14 protein-coding genes and 1 pseudogene are annotated in these 18,407 nt (G+C 46.1%); 3 read left to right on the top strand and 12 right to left on the bottom strand.

Translation table 11 applies throughout. The annotated features are described in order from the left end of the window. The first annotated feature begins 242 nt into the window (after positions 1-242). Complete coding sequence (gene azu, locus R7P67_RS02180; protein WP_005375211.1) at positions 243-695, top strand: azurin; 453 nt, start codon at positions 243-245, stop codon at positions 693-695. Between the two features lie 226 nt (positions 696-921). Here azu and R7P67_RS02175 read toward each other — a convergent pair whose 3' ends face one another. The 6 genes and pseudogenes from R7P67_RS02175 to R7P67_RS02150 all read right to left on the bottom strand — a co-directional run bounded on the left by R7P67_RS02175 (position 922) and on the right by R7P67_RS02150 (position 6,799). Continuing rightward, positions 922-1,272 carry an ethanolamine utilization protein EutQ gene (locus R7P67_RS02175; RefSeq protein ID WP_033906751.1) on the bottom strand — a complete coding sequence of 117 codons (351 nt, stop codon included), beginning with the start codon at positions 1,270-1,272 and terminating at the stop codon, positions 922-924. Beyond that, positions 1,269-2,585: an NAD(P)/FAD-dependent oxidoreductase gene (locus R7P67_RS02170; protein ID WP_005385877.1), complete on the bottom strand. Its 1,317-nt coding sequence runs from the start codon at positions 2,583-2,585 to the stop codon at positions 1,269-1,271. The genes R7P67_RS02175 and R7P67_RS02170 overlap by 4 nt, the downstream gene beginning before the upstream one ends. Positions 2,586-2,597: 12 nt before the next feature. Continuing rightward, positions 2,598-3,881 carry an NAD(P)/FAD-dependent oxidoreductase gene (locus R7P67_RS02165; protein ID WP_225452563.1) on the bottom strand — a complete coding sequence of 428 codons (1,284 nt, stop codon included), beginning with the start codon at positions 3,879-3,881 and terminating at the stop codon, positions 2,598-2,600. Next, positions 3,870-4,031: pseudogene (locus R7P67_RS02160) on the bottom strand (rubredoxin); the annotation flags it as partial. The gene R7P67_RS02165 and the pseudogene R7P67_RS02160, both read right to left, overlap by 12 nt. 142 nt (positions 4,032-4,173) lie before the next feature. Next, positions 4,174-5,610 carry an aldehyde dehydrogenase family protein gene (locus tag R7P67_RS02155; protein ID WP_262652877.1) on the bottom strand — a complete coding sequence of 479 codons (1,437 nt, stop codon included), beginning with the start codon at positions 5,608-5,610 and terminating at the stop codon, positions 4,174-4,176. 1 nt (position 5,611) lies between these two features. Next, positions 5,612-6,799 carry an aromatic ring-hydroxylating oxygenase subunit alpha gene (locus R7P67_RS02150; RefSeq protein WP_017635305.1) on the bottom strand — a complete coding sequence of 396 codons (1,188 nt, stop codon included), beginning with the start codon at positions 6,797-6,799 and terminating at the stop codon, positions 5,612-5,614. Positions 6,800-7,117: 318 nt separating this feature from the next. Here R7P67_RS02150 and R7P67_RS02145 point away from each other — a divergent pair, with 318 nt between their 5' ends. After that, complete coding sequence (locus R7P67_RS02145; RefSeq protein WP_240199945.1) at positions 7,118-8,854, top strand: BCCT family transporter; 1,737 nt, start codon at positions 7,118-7,120, stop codon at positions 8,852-8,854. Between the two features lie 92 nt (positions 8,855-8,946). Here the strand turns inward: R7P67_RS02145 and R7P67_RS02140 are convergent, their stop codons facing one another. The 6 genes from R7P67_RS02140 to R7P67_RS02115 all read right to left on the bottom strand — a co-directional run bounded on the left by R7P67_RS02140 (position 8,947) and on the right by R7P67_RS02115 (position 16,112). Beyond that, positions 8,947-9,873: a LysR substrate-binding domain-containing protein gene (locus tag R7P67_RS02140; protein WP_054578636.1), complete on the bottom strand. Its 927-nt coding sequence runs from the start codon at positions 9,871-9,873 to the stop codon at positions 8,947-8,949. A gap of 247 nt (positions 9,874-10,120) precedes the next feature. Further along, positions 10,121-11,485, bottom strand: a complete 1,365-nt coding sequence (locus R7P67_RS02135; RefSeq protein ID WP_262629171.1) for a TrkH family potassium uptake protein — start codon at positions 11,483-11,485, stop codon at positions 10,121-10,123. 1 nt (position 11,486) lies between these two features. Beyond that, positions 11,487-12,140, bottom strand: a complete 654-nt coding sequence (locus R7P67_RS02130) for a potassium channel family protein (protein ID WP_005375180.1) — start codon at positions 12,138-12,140, stop codon at positions 11,487-11,489. A gap of 151 nt (positions 12,141-12,291) precedes the next feature. Further along, entirely contained in the window at positions 12,292-12,990 is a 699-nt protein-coding gene (locus tag R7P67_RS02125) for a response regulator transcription factor (protein WP_047103933.1), read from the bottom strand. Then, a complete protein-coding gene (locus R7P67_RS02120; RefSeq protein ID WP_171344188.1) occupies positions 12,987-14,021 on the bottom strand; it encodes a DUF4118 domain-containing protein in 1,035 nt (344 codons plus the stop codon). Before R7P67_RS02120 ends, R7P67_RS02125 begins: the two co-directional genes overlap by 4 nt. Before the next feature lie 237 nt (positions 14,022-14,258). Further along, on the bottom strand, positions 14,259-16,112 hold the full coding sequence (locus tag R7P67_RS02115; protein WP_033906862.1) for an ABC transporter ATP-binding protein: 1,854 nt from the start codon (positions 16,110-16,112) through the stop codon (positions 14,259-14,261). Positions 16,113-16,257: 145 nt separating this feature from the next. Here R7P67_RS02115 and R7P67_RS02110 point away from each other — a divergent pair, with 145 nt between their 5' ends. Beyond that, entirely contained in the window at positions 16,258-18,360 is a 2,103-nt protein-coding gene (locus R7P67_RS02110; RefSeq protein ID WP_167415888.1) for a TonB-dependent siderophore receptor, read from the top strand. Positions 18,361-18,407 lie beyond the last annotated feature (47 nt).

Raw genomic sequence — 18,407 nt, 5'->3', positions numbered from 1 at the left:
ACCCGTTTAGCGAGATTATTTTCACCTTAACTCTGGCTAATCACGACTTTTGATTTAACTCACGCAATCGCATGAAATAAGGCATTTGAGTGATCAAATAGCGGAACTGACCAGTACAAGCTTGCAACAAAACGTCAATATACCGATTGAAGCACGTTTTTGGAGTGAAAATTGGCTGATAATGAGAACTATTGGATAAGATCAATCCAAGTCAGCCTAAAATACAAAATGGAGAGTGTTATATGTCTTTACGTTTATTAGCAACAACCTTCGCATTAGTAGGAATGAGCTTTGGTGCCCAAGCCAGTGCCGAGTGTGAAGTGTCATTAGATGCTAACGATATGATGCAGTTTTCTACTAAAACATTGAGCGTACCAGCCACTTGTAAAGAGGTAAAACTGACGCTGAACCACACAGGTAAGATGCCAGCGCAATCGATGGGTCACAACGTGGTCATATCTGACACTGCCAACCTACAAGCAGTCGGTACTGACGGCATGGCAGCTGGAGCAGAAAATAACTACGTAAAACCAAATGATGATCGCGTCTACGCTCACACAAAAGTAATTGGTGGCGGTGAAAGCACCAGCATTACGTTCAGTACTGAGAAAATGAAAGCCGGCGGTGACTATTCATTCTTCTGTTCGTTCCCGGGTCACTGGGCAATCATGCAGGGTAAATTTGAGCTAAAATAAAAGATTTAGCCAAGCCAAAAGAAGACTCATTATAGGGAAGCCAAGGCTTCCCTTTTTGATAGATAAAATAGCAATTGAGAAAGGTCTAACACGTCTGGAAACGTGACCAAGAAACATAGCAAGTATGAAACCCTTGCTCCATTGAGATTAAGTTCTTTTGCGAAAAGTTATGGTTAAAAATCAGATTTTTATTTTGCCTTTCCGAAAAACAACTAAATGATAAAAGTCATTTAATACCATGTAACTCTTTCCAGTTTCCTGGATGAACCACATAGCCGAACAGAGCATGCCCACCATAAACCAATTCAGTCCCTTCCGGTATCCACAGCATCTGACCTGGGTGCACAAAATGTGTTTCACCATTTGCGGTCAGCTCGAAACAGCCTTCAATCACGAAAATAACCTCATCATAAAGCACTGTCCAAGCCACTTTAGCGCCTTCCCATTTAGCAAAGCCTACGCCTATGTTTGGTGAAATTTCTGGGCTTAACGCCCTGGCAACATACGCCATTCCTGGCGTATCACCACGAACATTGAAATCTAGACTTTTACTATCAACAAGTTTGACTGGCTTCATAATTCACTCCGGCTTTGCCATTTTGCTAATTGGATACGCGTTTTTACTCCCAAACCTAAAAAAGGCTCTGGCGGATTCAAACAAGGCATTCCTGTCACTTGCTGTATGTCATCCAATGATTTAGATGTCGCACCAACGACATAGTCAGCTAACAGTGTTCCAGAAATGGTTCCCCACGCAGCACCAACACCATTGTCACAAGCGCTGGCATAAACACCTTCATCTAATTGACCGAAAAAGTTAGTAAAGTTACGAGAGATTGCATACACCCCACCCCATGTGTGAGTAAATGGTACGTCGGCCAGCTCGGGATAACGCGCCAGAAAGACCTGACGATGATCGTCGCGAATTTGTTCTCTGACTTTATCGTTCATGCTTGAGCCATATTTCGGCACGTGTTTGTAAGTATTGCGGATCAAAATACGTCGATCGGCGGTCATACGTAACGTCGTTCCCGCATGATCAGCTGGAGTTAACCCCCAATTCAGCTCACCTCCGTATCGTTGCATTTCTGCGTCGGTTAATGGACGCGTCCAGCTTGCAAACGTCATCACTGGAAGTAGTCTGTTTTTAAGATAACCAAACTCCCGAGTAAAAATGCTGGTCCCAAGCAGCAGTTCAGGGGTTTCAACAGAGCCACTATCTCCATGTAATACCCAGCAACCGTTTTCTTTACTGAGCTTGCGGATTGGCGAGTTCTCTAACACCTCGACGTTCTCTGGAAGGCTTTCCCCTAGCCCACGCACCAAAGCAGCAGGTTGCATTAAATAACCACCTGGCGTGTAAATTGCGCGGCTGTAGTAGTTGGTTCCCAAGACTTTCGCCAGCTCACTGCCATTAACATGGAAGTATGGTTCGCCAAGGTCTTTCATTAGGTGCTCAAAGTGATCGAGATACGCTTCACCGCGCGCCCCTACGGCTCCTTGATATTTGCCCTTTGCTGACCACTGACAAGAAATACTGTGCTTCGACACTAAAGTGTTTAGCTGAGCAATCGCAGAACGGTTGAGCGACAATAACTTTTGTTTGTGCTCAGGGTCGGGATGCTCAAGTGAAAACTTATGAGGCAAATCGATAACAAAGCCCGAATTTCTTCCTGAAGCCCCTTGGCCGATACGTTGCGCATCAATCAGTATAATTCGTGCATTAGGCATAAGTTCAGCTAAACGTCTTGCCATAGCTAGGCCTGCGAAACCGGCACCTAACACGGCATAGTCAGCACTTTGTTTACCTTTTAACGCCGATTTTTCTGGAATACTTGGCAACGCATGGTACCAACCACACGTCACGTCATCATTGGGTAAATGAATCATCTTTTTTCTCCGCTACGCTGCTGACAGTTTCAATGACAATTGATCTAGCCAAGGGCCGCGTAATGACTGTACTTTTCTTCCTAGCAACGCAAAACCGAGCATTGCTCCTTCTGGTGAATAAAACGCAGCGGTCAATTCATCTGCTTGGTTCTCAATGTACCATTGTCCCTGTTCTTCAGCGGCTACCGGGAAAATCGTGAGTGGAAGAATCGGCGTTTTTACAATCACTGGAGTTGGTGTTAACGAGATAGGGGCGACATCGCCTAGCAAGCTTTTCGCTACAGAAGGGATCATTTGATTAATCGGCGCAATATAGGGCTGCCACCCGTGATCAGTTTCAACACAATCACCTAGCGAGTAAATATTCTCATCACTCGTCTGGCCGAATTGATTCACTTTAATGCCCCGGCCTACTTCAAGCCCCGCGCGCTCAGCCAGAGAAACATTTGGCTTGAGTCCAACCGCGCTTAGCACTAGGTCTGCTTCAATCTGCTTGCCACTGTTTAGATGCAAAACCGCGCTTGATTCGGACCTTGGCTCGATTCTGGCGATACTGTCTTGTAGAGCCCATTGCACGCCTCGATCGGCAAGTGCGCTTTGTAATGATTCACCCAACTGTTGCGGGATCAAACGCTCCATTGGCCATTGACCCAACCCGATAACTGTTACTTCATAACCGCTTTCGATCAGATCATTTGCGAACTCACAGCCAATTAAGCCATCACCTAGGATCGCGATGCGCTTTTTGTCTTGCAGCTCCGCTCTGAATCGGCGGTAATCAACTAAGTCGTTCACACTCATAACCCAAGAGCGATCGCCCTCAATTGGGATTTCAATCGGTGATGCACCTGTTGCCAGTACCAAGCGGCTGTAGGCGTATTTACCGATGGAGGTATGTAACGTTGAATTGGCACGATCGATCTGTTCAACACGGGTATGCGGGTAAACTCGGATATTGAGACGGCTTTCCCACTCCAACGCGCTCTCACTTTGTAGCGCGTCGCCGTCTTTATTCATGACCAGTGCATTAGACAATGCTGGTTTGCTGTACAAAGCGCCATCATCAGCGGTAAAGACAGTGATCGGAACCGTCTCAGATTGCGCTCTAAGTGCCGCCGCCAACTGGTAACCACTGTGGCCACTACCGATGATAACGATAGGGTCATTTGAGAATACAGGTTGAGTAACTTCAGATGGAAGAGGCTGAGCAGTATTTGGCTGAACAGACGCTTCTACCGACGCCGAAGACACCGCTGCAACCTCTTCTAGTGGCGCATCGTCGGTGATTTCGATCATTTCAAAATCGGCCTTACCCACTAAACAGTCAGGACATAACCAGTCATCCGGTACATCTTCCCATGCTGTTCCTGGTGCAATACCATCGGATGGCCAACCTTGTGCTTCATCATAGATTAAGCCGCAAATAATACAGAGCCACTTTCTCATCACTTATACTCCAACTACCTTGTTCAGAATTTCCGTGTTTACAAACCGCTGTCAGATTTGTTGTGATTCCATCAACCTCGCCCTAGCTTGTGGTCTGAAATCCAAGCCGGTACGAGGTGATGAAAATACAGTTACACGGTAGCTATACGTTGCTGTCTTGCTGCAAACGAATGGCAATATTGCGTGTCTGGACGTAGCTATAAATCGCTTCTTGTCCTTTTTCTCGCCCAAACCCGGACAAGCCCACGCCACCAAATGGTGTTTCGATGCCACCAGCAAACCATTCATTGATGAACACTTGTCCACCACGCAGTTGCTGTGCCACACGCAATGTTTGGTTTAGGCTTTCACCAAAGACACCAGCGACTAGGCCAAAATCGGTGCCATTCGCGATTTCAACGGCCTCTTGCTCGGTTTCAAACGGCGTAATTACCAGTACAGGACCAAACACTTCTTCTTGAGCAATACGCATATCTGGTGAGGCTTCAATCACCGTCGGTGCCACAAAGTAACCCGACAAATCAGGGGCGTAGCCACCCGTTAGGATGTTCGCGCCGTCGGCTTTTGCTTGTTCTATCATTTCAAGCACGCGCGCTTGTTGATCAGCCGATACCAACGGTGTTATATCCGGCTGGCTTTCACCTTGACCAATGGTTAGGTCTTGCGCCATTTTCACTACCGCCGCTTTTACTTCTTCATAACGCTCTTTTTGAATTAGCAAACGAGACATTGCCGAACAAACTTGACCAGCGTTAAAGAAAATACCGACTTGAACGCTTTGTAAAAGCGTTTCGAGACTCACATCTTTCAGTGCGATAGCGGCCGATTTACCACCCAGCTCCATCACAGATGGTGTGGCGCGTTGCGCTGAATCTTTCAGTATGCGTTGGCCGGTCGGCACAGAACCTGTAAAGACAATTTGATCAACGTCTTGATGCTGCACCAAGTGGCTGCCAACTACGGAGCCTTTGCCACATAGCAAGTTAATCGCGCCTTTTGGGAAGCCCGCTTTTTCAATCGCTTTAATCAACAACGTCATAGCGAGTGGGGAAATCTCTGGCGATTTGATCACCACTGCGTTACCAGCAGCTAATGCAGGTGCTAATGAGCGTGCACAAATAGAAACTGGGAAATTCCACGGCACAATCTGCACTGACACACCAAACGGCACATATTGGGTGAAATCGACATAATCTTTACCCAACGGAATTGACGTGCCTTCCAGCTTGTCGGCCATGCCAGCGTAGTATTCGAAGTAACGTGCCGATTCTAAAAACTCATCTTTGGCATCTTGCAAAGATTTCCCATTTTCACGGCAGGCAACTAGCCCACCTTCATCAACCATTTCACGAATAGCCGCGGCGGCTTTTAACATCCACTCGGTTCTGACGGCTGGACGAACGTCCGAAAGAACGCCTTGATTGACTACTCGACGTGCCGCTGCCATTGCGCGATCTGCATCGATGATAGTGGCTTCTGCAATCGTCGCATACGCTTCGGCTGTGCCAGGGTTCATGACGGTCAGCGCTTGCTCTGAATCGCACCACTCACCATCAATATAATTAAGGTAATGCATCATATTACTGCTCCAGTGCCGCTTTCACTTGCTTTGCCAACCAGGTTTGGAAGAAATGCGTCGGAACATCCATTTCTGGTGAGAACACACCACCACCAAAGCCAGGTGAGTAACGACCTTCCTGCATGCCCTCGACCGCTCCAATATCTTCGCCGAATACGACTCGCCATGACTCAACGGTAGCAGTACGGCACGCAGCGAACTCATCTTTCGTTGCTTCATCACCCACATAGAAGACACGTAGGTGCTCAACACTCTTATTCGCAGTGATTGGTTCAATCATCATCGCAAAGGCATGATCGGCTTGAATACCAAGCAACACGTTTGGAAAGAGTGCAACATATTCTGCATGACGCAGTTTATCTTCTGGCCAGCTTGGAAATTTAGGTAAGTGTGTTCCTGCAGTATCAGAGAGGTTGTATGCGAGACTACCTTGGCCAGCAAAACGCTCTGCAAACATGATGTTGTAGTGATCCTCTAGGCGAGAATAACTGTTCAAACTCGGATGCACCCAAGGTAAGTGGTAAGCTTCACAGTAGTTTTCTACGGCAAGCTTCCAGTTACTTTTCACTTCTATCTCTAAGTTGCCACCCATGTTCACGCGGCGAAGAAGCCCTAATCCTTCTTCACCTAAGAATTGCTGCCAACGTTGCTCTAGCGGCGCGATATGCTCTTCAAAGCTTTCTGCTTTGCCCGATAAGTTGACGAATACCATGTCCATCCAAACAGCTGAACGAAGTGGCTTAAGGCCATGCTTTTCACACTTAAATCGGTCATCTTTGTGTTTTGCGATACCACCGATGTGTGGTGTGCCTTTTAGATTGCCGTCAAGATCGTACGTCCATGAATGGTAAGGACAGCGAATCATGCCTTGAACTTCGCCTGCCTCATGAACCAGCTTCATACCTCGGTGGCTACACACGTTGTGGAAGACTTGGACTTCACCTTGACGATTTCTCATCATGAGTAGTGGAAGATTCATGAAATCAAGTGGCATTACATAACCATTTTTAAGCAGGTCTGATGCAAAACCAATGCATACCCAAGTGTTACCAAACACCTGATCACGCTCAAAAGTAAAATACTCTTCGCTGGTGTAGGCCTGATTCGGCATTCCTGTTGCTTCACTGATTGGGTTCAGTACATTATCAACAAGTTCAACAGGAATAATGGTTTGGTTGACATTGCTCATATTCTTATCTCCGAGAGTCGAGTTGCATCCAGTGCGTACAACATCGTGTTGTGTTAGTGGAGATGATTTTGATTAACAACCCGGCAACAAACAAACGACTTTTTCGCCGGGCTTGGATGAGTTTTTGTCATTCATGCATTGATCTTGAACAAAAAACAACCTTTTAATTAACAATGATCTTCTTGTCATGATTAATACTCATTAACCGATGAGTATTAATCAGTTGAAACACAAAAGCCCTCTCTCTACTCTCTTTCAAAAATTAACAATAACGCAACAAACAATAACGCTAAAACAAACGCACTGTGAGGGATGCCTATGAGAGCAACATCTGGGATATTGAAAGGACTCAATCCGACTGTGACAATCGCATCAAAGATCGTCGTTATCGGTTTTGTACTTTTCTGCGCCATTCTCGCCAACCAAGCGGGCCAATACTTCGAAACGATTTCCGGCATTTTGCTACAGAATATGAAGTGGTTTTACATCGGACTTGTTTCACTCGTTGTCGGTTTTCTTCTTTACCTTATGGTTAGTCGATATGGGCATATTCGTTTGAGTAAAGATGACGAAAAACCAGAGTTTAGTTATTTGTCTTGGGTATCCATGCTTTTTTCCGGAGGCATGGGGATAGGCTTAATTTTCTGGTCGGTCGCCGAACCGATGTGGCATTACGCTGACAACCCATTTACTCAAGGCCTGACCAATGAAGCCGCAACAACATCAATGAAACTGACATTCTTTCACTGGGGTCTACATCCTTGGTCTGTCTTTATCATTGTGGCACTCGCATTAGCTTACTTTTCCTACCGTAAAGATCTGCCTTTTACCCTACGCTCTATCTTGTACCCTTTGATTGGCGATCGTATTTATGGGCCTATCGGACACACGGTTGATATCCTAACAGTCGCGGTGACTGCTTTCGGTATCTCTCAAACCTTAGGGATGGGAGTTATCCAAATAAACTCTGGTTTGAATCAAGCCTTTGGTCTAGACATTAGTTTGGGGATTCAACTCTTTATTATCGTTTCCCTTTGTACTTGTGCGGTTGCGTCGGTGCTATCTGGTGTAGGAAAAGGTATTCGCCGTTTATCAGAATGGAACATGCTGCTTTCACTCGCACTCGTGCTAGTCGTACTTTACATTGGTCCAACTCGCTATATCTTAAATACGCTACTCGAAAGTACGGGGCTTTATGCACAAAACATTGTCGGTATGAGCTTATGGAGCGATGCACAGAATGACTCTGGCTGGCAAAACTGGTGGACGGCTTATTACTGGCCTTGGTGGATGACTTGGGCACCTTTCGTTGGCATGTTTGTGGCTCGTATCTCTAAAGGACGCACAATACGTGAACTTATCGGCGGTGCTCTCATCGTACCCACGCTGATCACGTTCTTATGGATTTCAGTATTTGGTGGTGCAGCGTTGAAGGTAGAGCAAGACGCTCGTGTTGCTCATCAAGAGCAAGTCACTGCGGCACAAGAAGCCAAACAAACACCACCTGCGGATTTTTCTGGCGGCCCGATTCTTGAAGCGACTAAAGCCGATACGACACGCGCTTTGTTTACGCTATTCGACAATCTAGATACAGGTATGTTTGGTAAACTACTTAGCGTGCTTGCGTGTCTATTACTCGGTACTTATTTCATTACCTCCGCAGACTCGGGTACCTTGGTTCTATGTACCCTCGATGCCGCTGGGCACAGTGAGCCTCCTACCTCTATACGCGTATTGTGGGGGATCATGATCGCAGCCATTGCGGGAGTACTTCTATACGCAGGAGGGTTAAAAGCAATGCAAACTGCCTCCATTATTGCCGGTTTCCCTATCGCGATTTTTATCGCGGTGATGAGCTTAACGCTGTTCCATAGTATTCGACGCGAACCTAAGCCATGGGCAATGCTTCCTGAGCATGTTCACCCAGAGCAAGAGAAACTTGATGGTCCTGTTGAACCGCTTGTTGAAAGCAAAACTGTGGCTTTCGAGCCTATCGCTTCAAGATCCTCGCTGAAAGATGATTCCACACTTAATCAGGGACCAGTACTAAGTTAGTGCGTCGTTTCATCAATCAATTAAAAAAGCGGGAACTGATATTCCCGCTTTTTTAACATTACCAAACTCTGTTATTTTCTCTGCTTATTGATTTAAGCTAAGCCTCGATCACCTACCTCATCTGGCAACTGATGCAAAAGCCATTCTCTAAAACGTTTGACGCTGGCTGGGATTAAACCTCTATTTTTAGGTTCAAGCATAGAAAAATTGGAAGGTGTTGAAAGCACGTGTTCGACTGGCCTAACCAAAGCGCCGCTTTGTAAATAGTCGTCCACTAATGACCCCCAGGCTAACGCGATTCCCTGACCATTAATTGCCGCTTGTAACAGCATTGGATAGTTATTGATGTTCATGCGATTACGAGGCGAAATATTTGGCAACCCCACACTTGCAAACCACTGCTCCCAATTCACCCAATCTCTTTGAGACTCTTCCAGATAGAGTAACGTTTTATTGAAGATTTCTTCTGGCTCACTAGGCTGGCCGATTTTCTCTAAATAAAGCGGGCTACACACAGGGAATACTTCTTCTGAAAATAGCGTTGTCACATCCATTTCCGCAGGTGGAGTGCGACAATAAAACAAGGCGAGATCGCAATCTAATCGGCGTAAGTCCAACACATTATCTGAGGCCAATATCCTTATATCGATGTCATCATGTTCATTTTGAAATTGAGCAACCTTAGGCAACAACCACAAGGCTGCCATTGCATTTGTCGTCGCAACCGTGATCTTTTGTTCGCCCTGCCATTTCTTCACTTCACCCGTGATTTGAGCAATATCGAGCAAAGATTGGCTGACAGCTTGATAATATTGAAGACCTGTAGGCGTTAAATTAATGCTTCGATTGGCTCGCGTGAACATAGCCTTGCCTAAGTATTCTTCTAATTGTCTAATTTGGCGACTGATAGCACCTTGGGTCACGTTTAGCTCGTCAGCGGCTAACGTAAAACTCAAGTGCCGCGCCGACGCTTCAAACGCAACGAGGCTATTTAAAGGAGGGAGGGGTTTGATTTTCATGTATCTTCCAGTAAGGCAGTATTGTAATTATTTTTATTCCCGGCAATCTTATGTTGCACGTGGATAATGCCATTCTGGACAACACCTCAAAAACGACAATTTATAAATGATAAAAAATAGAGATGAATCATAAATTGTTGTGAGAGAGACTGCCGTATACAGTTTCGTGGCTACAACGAGCACAAAAAGAGGAGCAGTTACTCCTCTTTTGCCTAGCCTTTTGCTCACTTTCTTCGAGTTAGCCCATCTACCCTATTGCCAGTTTAGTACTCGCGTAACGCGCTTTTTTCTTTCTTGGACTGGCTAAGAAGTACGCTAATGTAAGAGGCCCTAATCGTCCCATAAACATCATGAAGATGATCACTAACTCACCTGGTTCGGACAAACTGCCCGTTAAGCCTCGCGATAACCCAACCGTACCCAGTGCCGAGACCGCTTCGAACGTAATATCTAACATAGACGCTTTCTCTGTCAGTAACAGCGTGAATATGGCAAACCAAGTCACCCCCACCGAGATCAGAGTCAGCGCCAATGCCTTGCTGATGGTCTCTTTGGGAATCTCGCGTTGAAAGGCATAGGTTGCTTCATCGCGACGCAAATAGCTGTAAGTTGCCAAGACCAATACCATAAATGTCACAACTTTAATGCCACTTGCCGTACTCAATGATCCACCGCCGATAAACATCAACACCAGAATGATCGCCGTTGTGGCATCTTCCAACTGATCGATAGCTAAAGTGTTGAACCCTGCCGTTCTTGGCGTCACCGCTTGAAACCACGATGCCCACCATTTCCCTGCTTCGCTCAAAGGGCCAAGCGTATTGGGGTTCTCATATTCAATCAGGTAAATGGCGATAAGTGCCACCACGTTAATGATCACCGTGCCTAAGATCATCATTCGACTGTAAACGGTGAGTCGGTGCCAACGGCGATTGCGTTTTAAGTCAATCCAAACCGAGAAGCCTAAACCACCAATAATGAACAAACTGGTAATGGTGAAGTTAACGACCGGGTCGTCCACATAAGGCATTAAGCTATCGGCACTCAACGCAAAACCTGCATTGTTAAACGCACTGATGGTGTAGAAGAAACCATGGAACAAACTGGTTTTCCAACCCAGCTCTTCACTCCAATAAACGCTCAAAATAGTGAAACCAATAAGTTCAACGAGCAGAGCGAACATCAATACAGATTTAGCGGTGGCAATGAGTGTCGATGAGTCAGTTTGGTTGAACGCCTCTCTCGCGACGGCTCGCTCCAAAAAGCCAATTTTTCCGCCCAGAGCCAGCAAGGTCACGATGGCAAACGTCATTAAACCTAGGCCACCACATTGAATCAGGAAAGCAATAACCACTTGCCCAAAAGGCGTAAACGCCGTGCCCGTGTCTACCACAACTAATCCCGTCACCGTAATGGCCGATGTCGCAGTAAACAGGCTTTGAATCCAAGTGATGGGCTCTGTGGTGGCAATCGGCAGTTTGAGTAAGACCGTGCCGAGCATGATCAAGCACGCAAAGCTGAGGCTAAGTATTAATGGCGGTGCGCCCAACAATTTTTTGCCCGCTTTGGGTTTTCGCTCGATTGGGATAACAGAGGGATGCCACAAAACCATGTTACACCAACCTTGGAGCGACGTATTTCAGCTCAGCGCGACTACCGCAAAGCAACAGCGTGTCGAACTCATTAAGCACAAACTCATCATTGATATTGGTGTAGACGGCTTCTTCGCGCTTCACCAAGATAGGCTGAATGTTGTAACTGCCTCGGCTGATCAACTTAGAAAGCGGCGTATCGTGCAGATTGGATTTAACGTGGATTTCCACCACATACAAACCATGCCCCATTTCCAAATAGTTGTTCACCATCGGATAGTTGAGTGCCTGCGCGACTCTTACGCCCATCTCCTCTTCCGGATGAATAATGCGTTGTACACCAAGCTTAGACACGATGGTGTGGTGTGCTTTGGTGCTCGCTTTGACCCAAATAGATTTCACACCCAGATTTTTCAGCGCCAGCGTACACAACAAACTGGCTTGCATGTCTTCGCCAATCGCCACCAACACCACATCACTGTTCGCTAACGCTAACTCTCTGAGTGCACCTTCGTCTGTTGCGTCACATATGACCGCTTGCGTTAACTCTTCGACGTATTTTTCGACGATTTTCGGGTCGCTATCCACCCCCGTTACGGTGTGTCCAAGATGAATAAGTTCTAAGCTGGCGGCAACGCCAAATCGCCCTAGACCAATTACTGTAAAGTGAGCCATATCAATACCTAACTGTGTTTTATGTATAGAAAATGCTAATGCGTTAAGGGTTAGACTGATTTTCCGCCACGGAAAATAGGCAAAACGAATCCTGTTCGAGTGCCGATAACCAGCACTAAACCTTGGCATTAACGTTGATTAAATTTGGAATTTAGTAGTGCTTGGACGTCTCAAGCACTAAACGATAACCCAGCCCCGGCTCGGTTTTTAATAGCCGCTGTTCGTCAGCACTATCGTTCAGTTTTTTGCGTAGTTGACTCACTAACACGCGTAAGTAGTGAGTGTCTTCGACATGACTTTTTCCCCAAATCACCGCGAGCAAATGAGTTTGCTCAATGAGTTTTCCCGGCTTGAGAATCAACTGTTCAATGAAAGAAAACTCTTTCTTGGTGAGTGGAATTTCCCTCTGATCCAACCAAAATTGGTGAGTACTTTTGATGATTTTGACTCGGCCAGCCACCAGCTCATCAGCGACGGTTTGCTCATCTACCAAATCTCGAACCAGCACTTTGATGCGCGCGATGAGCTCTTTTACGCCAAAAGGCTTGCTCAAGTAATCATTCGCGCCCGCTTCTAAAAGGCGGATTTTTTCCTCTTCTTGATCGCGAGCCGTCAGCACTAGCACTGGCGTTTTATACGTCTGACGAAGCGTAGTGAGAAACTCCTTCCCATCGCCGTCGGGCAAGCCTAAATCTAGCAGAATGACGTGCGGCGAATGTGCTTCGAAACACGCTTTGGCTTCTGCAATGGTACTCGCGCCAATGTAATCAAACCCTTCAGCAGACAGCGAAATTCGAATAAAGGTATGAATGCGAGGCTCATCGTCCACGACTAAAACTTTGTAACTCACGCCTGCTCTGCTCCTTGATTGAGTGGAAGTAGAATGCGGATCAGCGTCCCTTCTGATACTGGCATAGATTGAATCTCTCCTTGGTGTGCGATGATGATGCCTTTGGCAACCGCGAGTCCCATTCCGGTGCCTGAATCGGCCGATTTGTTGTTCGCGCCGGAATAGAAAAGGTTGAATATTTTTTCCGCATCTTCAGCTTTGATGCCAATCCCCATGTCCCGAACATCAATCACGCACGACAAACCCTGCTTAGAAAGTGAAACCTCAACAGATTCATTCTCTGGTGAAAATCGCATGGCATTATCCAACACATTAAAAATCGCTTGTTCGATGAGCGAACGACTTACTGATAAATAACCAACGGAATCATCCATATTCATGGACACTTTCTCGGTGTAATTCGGCAAACGAGAAACCGCATCCCGCACAATATCTGCAATCAGCTCATCTTTTTTGGTAATTTTTAATGTGCCGTGCTGGAGCTTAGTCGCCTGTAAGAGGTTCTCGATATATTGATGCAAGCGATGGCTTTCTGAAGTCGCACTGTCGAGCAATTCTTTACGCTCTAAGTCATCGAGCTTGGGCATGTACTCGTTGAGTGTGGTCAGTGTTCCAATAATGGTTGCTAGCGGCGTGCGTAGGTCATGGGACACCGATAGCAGGATGCTGTTTTGCAGCTTGGTTTGTTTTAACTCTCCCTGCTGCCGACGATAAAGATCCGCAAAGGTGCTGGTGATAAAAGCCACCACCATAAACACGACTAAATTAAAAATGTCTTCCGGACGAAACATCTGCAAAGAGTAACGAGGCGTCGTGAAAAAGAAGTTGAAGCTCAACGCTTCGACCACCGCCGCCGCATAAGCGAATCGCGAGTTGCATTGAAACGCCACTACCACGACCGCTAACTGTAAAATCAGCAGGACTGCGGCTGTAGAGCCAAACAGTTGGTCTAACAGCCATGAGACGACAACCGCACCAACAATCACGGTAGTAGAAAAGAGAAAGGTGTTATCTCGCCATTGAACAAACATAAAATACATCAACCAAAATTCGATGTAGAAAACTTTAGCAAAAGCCCATTCGGAGTTCGCGTAAAAAAAGCGTAAAAAATTCAATAACGATAGTGAGTTATAAACATAATCATCATTAAGTTGGCCTAACTCAATGAATAATCACAAGTTAACGTTGCCCATTAACGCCTACTTACTCGGTATAAACGACAGACACAAAAAAGAGGAGCATTTGCTCCTCTTTCGTGTAGCGTCATATTAGATGACTTGCAGTTGAGCATCACCTTGCTCAGACAAAAATCCGCCGGTTTGATGCTTCCACAACTGAGCGTAAACACCACCCAATTGCAGCAGCTCGTAATGCGAGCCTTGCTCAATGATTTTGCCGTCATCCATTACAATCAAACGATCCATCGCGGCAATCGTTGATAAACGGTGAGCAATCGCAATCACTGTTTTTCCTTCCATCAGAACTTCAAGGTTTTCTTGAATTGCCGATTCTACTTCTGAATCAAGTGCAGACGTTGCTTCATCCATGATCAAAATTGGCGCGTTTTTCAGCAGAACGCGAGCAATCGCCACACGTTGACGCTGACCACCAGACAGCTTCACACCGCGTTCACCCACTTCAACGTCATAGCCAACGTTACCTTGCTCGTCTCGTAGAGATTGAATGAAATCATGAGCATGTGCTTTCTCAGCAGCTGCGATAACGGCATCCATTGAAGCATCTGGATCACCGTAAAGAATGTTCTCTTTAATTGAACGATGCAGCAAAGAGGTGTCTTGCGTGATCATACCGATGTGTTGGCGAAGAGACTCTTGTTCAACTTGAGAAATGTCCTGTCCATCAATACAAATCTTACCCGTATTCACATCGTAAAAACGCAGCAACAAGTTAACCAACGTGGATTTACCTGCCCCAGAGCGACCGACAATGCCGACTTTTTCGCCCGGTTTAATGGTCAGATTCAAGTTCTCAAATACTGCCTTTTCATCACTGTAGTTAAAACCTACGTGATCAAAGCAGATCTCACCTTGGGAGATTTGCAAAGGCTTAGCATTTGGTACATCTTTCACTTCAACATCGTTTGAAATCGTATTGATGCCGTCCACTACCGTGCCAATGTTTTCAAACAGCGCGCTAACTTCCCACATGATCCACTTCGACATACCTTGTACGCGCAATGCAATACTGATGGCAATCGCAATAGCACCAATTGTTACAGCGTGATCTAGCCATAGATAAACCGAAATGGCACTAATAGACATCAGCAGCAAATAGTTGATGGCATCCACACTAAACAGTAAACAAGTCACCATGCGCATTTGGCGGTAAACCGTCACCAAAAATTGCTTCATGCTACTTTCGGCGTATTCCAACTCTCGTTGCGAGTGCGCGAATAGCTTTACGGTAGATATGTTGGTGTAAGAATCGACAATGCGCCCAGTCATTACAGAACGAGCATCCGCTTGCTCCGTCGCTACTTGTTTCATTTTAGGGATAAAGTAGAACTGGATAACCGCGTACATTCCTATCCAAATCACAATAGGCAACATTAGCAAACCATCAGCTTCGCCCATCATCCAGAGCATCGAAAGAAAATAAACGCTGATATAAACCAGTACATCCACGAGCTTCATGACCGTTTCTCGTACCGCTAACGCACTTTGCATCACTTTGGTCGCAACTCGGCCTGCAAAGTCACGCTGGAAAAATCCAACCGCTTGTTTTAGCAAGTAACGGTGAATCAACCAACGGATAGACATCGGGTAGTTACCTAATAACGTTTGGTGCATCACCATTGAGTGGACAAAACCGAGAGCTGGCATCACAACCGCCACTAAGAACAGCATCATTAGCATGCGATCACCCTGGTCTTGCCAGAATGTTGCGCGATCTTGATTAGAGAGAATATCGACGAGCTCGCCCATATAACGCAACAGCGTCACCTCAGTAATGGCAATAAGCGCACTGAACACAGCCATAACGAGTAAAGGGGCTTCAAAGCCACGAGTGTAAAAGCGACAAAAGCCAAATAGCGTCTTCGGTGGCTTTTCGGTTTCCATCTGGGGAAAGGGTTGGGTCAGTTTTTCAAACCAATTGAACATAACAATGACTTTAGGTACCGCGAATGAATTTGCGAACGTTTTACTATCTTTTGATACAAAAGTCAGTAAAATACCGAAACAAAAGCTCAAATGATAATAATTACAATTAAGCTTAGCGTTAATCATAATTATCGGGAATAGATTTATGCCAAAGAATAACTCACTAACCATCGCGATCCGCAATGCGTTGGTTTGTGCTTTAGCACCTACAGCAGTGGTTGCATTCACAGCACAAGCTCAAGAAGACGTCGTACAAGATGACGTGATTGCCATGGAGACCATAACGGTCACCGCGCAAGCACTTAAAGTAGAAACCCCTGCGGCAGAAACGCCGCGTAGCGTATCTATCATTTCTGAAGATGAACTTCGTGTTCGTGCACCGAAAAAACTAGATGAAGCATTACGCTACACGTCTGGTGTAACCGCTCAACCTTATGGCGCAGACAACGACACTGATTGGTTCAAAGTTCGTGGATTTGATGCAGCGACTTACCTAAACGGCAACCGCCTATTCCGCGATGGTTACTACACATGGTTGGTCGAACCTTACGGCCTAGAAAGTGTAGAAGTCGTTAAAGGTCCATCGGCTATTCTGTTTGGTGAATCGGCACCAGGCGGTATCGTGAATGCTGTTCAGAAAAAACCAACGTTTACGCCTCAAGGCGAAGTAAAAATCGAAGTTGGCAACAACCAACACCAATCCGTAGGTTTTGACATTGCTGACGAAGCAAACGACGCAGGCACTGTGCGCTATCGTTTGGTTGGCTTGATGACAAGCCAAGATGGTGAACTGGACGGCACAAACAACGAGCGTTTCTACCTAGCGCCAAGTGTCGAGTTCGACATTTCTGACCGTACAATGCTGACCGTTTTGGCAACTTACCTTCGTGATGACGGTGTACCAACTAACCCATTCTTCCCAGCAGCAGGTACTCTGATTGGTTCTAACTTTGGCAAAATCGATCCTTCGACTAACCTTGGTCAGCCAAACTACGATAAATACGAACGCACGCAGTTTTCTCTGGGTTACTTACTAGAGCACGACATCAATGACACGTGGTCACTCTCGCAAAACCTCAACTACGGTTCGAATGAGTTGTACTTGCGCAGCTCTTACGCGTTCTCAAACAACGATCCAGCGAAAGAAGAATTAACGCAAGGCATCGTATTCCGTGACGGAAAAAACCAGAGCATCACGTTCGATAACAATGCTGTCGGCAACTGGATGACAGACAACGCAGAGCACACAGTGCTTATCGGTATGGATCTGCAATTCCACAAAACCGATGGCGACGAGCAGGACAACTACGCATTTGGCACCATCAATCCGTGGAACCCAGTTTACGGCAACTTCACCCCTCTTGATCCTGCCGACAACGTGAAACGTGAGATTGAGAAATCTCAAGCAAGTCTCTATTCACAATACCAATTGAAACTGCATGAACAGTGGATTGGTAACATCGGTGCTCGTTACGACTGGGTGAAAACAGAAAACTCTGGCAAAGGCGCTACCGTTGATCAAAGTGAATCTCGTGATGATGGTCAGCTCTCTCTAAGTGCGGGTGTGATGTACCTTGCAAACAATGGCCTGTCACCTTACGTAAACTACTCTCAGTCGTTTGAAGTGATCAGCACTATTGATGCGGCAACCAATGAACTTTACAAACCGCTGGAAGGCGAGCAAGTAGAAGTGGGTGTAAAGTATGAGCCAAGCTTTATGGATGGCTTTATCAACCTTGCATGGTTCGACATCACGCAAAAGAACGCGTTGGTCACTAACCCATCAACATGGATTGCGACACAAACAGGTGAAGTGACATCTCAAGGTGTTGAGCTAGAAAGCACGGCGCAGCTAACCGACGATCTAAAACTGATGGCAAGCTACACCTACACTAAAGCGAAAACAGATGAGAGCTTTGGCCAAGGTAAAAAACAAGCCGCACTTATTCCTGAGCACCAAGCTTCTGCATGGGTAGACTACAGCGCCTACAGCCTGATTCCAGGCCTCAATATCGGTACTGGTGTGCGCTACGTAGGTGAGTCAAAAGATAACCCTAAGAGCTCGAACCTAACGGTTCCTTCAGTCACTCTTTGGGATGCGTCAGTCACTTACGACATCACTTCACAGTGGCAAGCACAGCTAAACGTGAACAACATCCTAGATAAAGAGTTTGTTTCAGGTTGCGATTACTGGTGTTACTACGGCCAGTCTCGCTCTGTTATGCTAAACGCAAACTACCGCTGGTAATTGTACTTCTACTCCCCTCTATTGAGGGGAGTTTTCTCCTAAGAGCC

Source organism: Vibrio sp. Vb0937 (assembly GCF_033338855.1).
The sequence above is the reverse complement of the archived record's forward strand: the minus strand, read 5'-3'. Positions and strand labels throughout refer to the sequence as shown.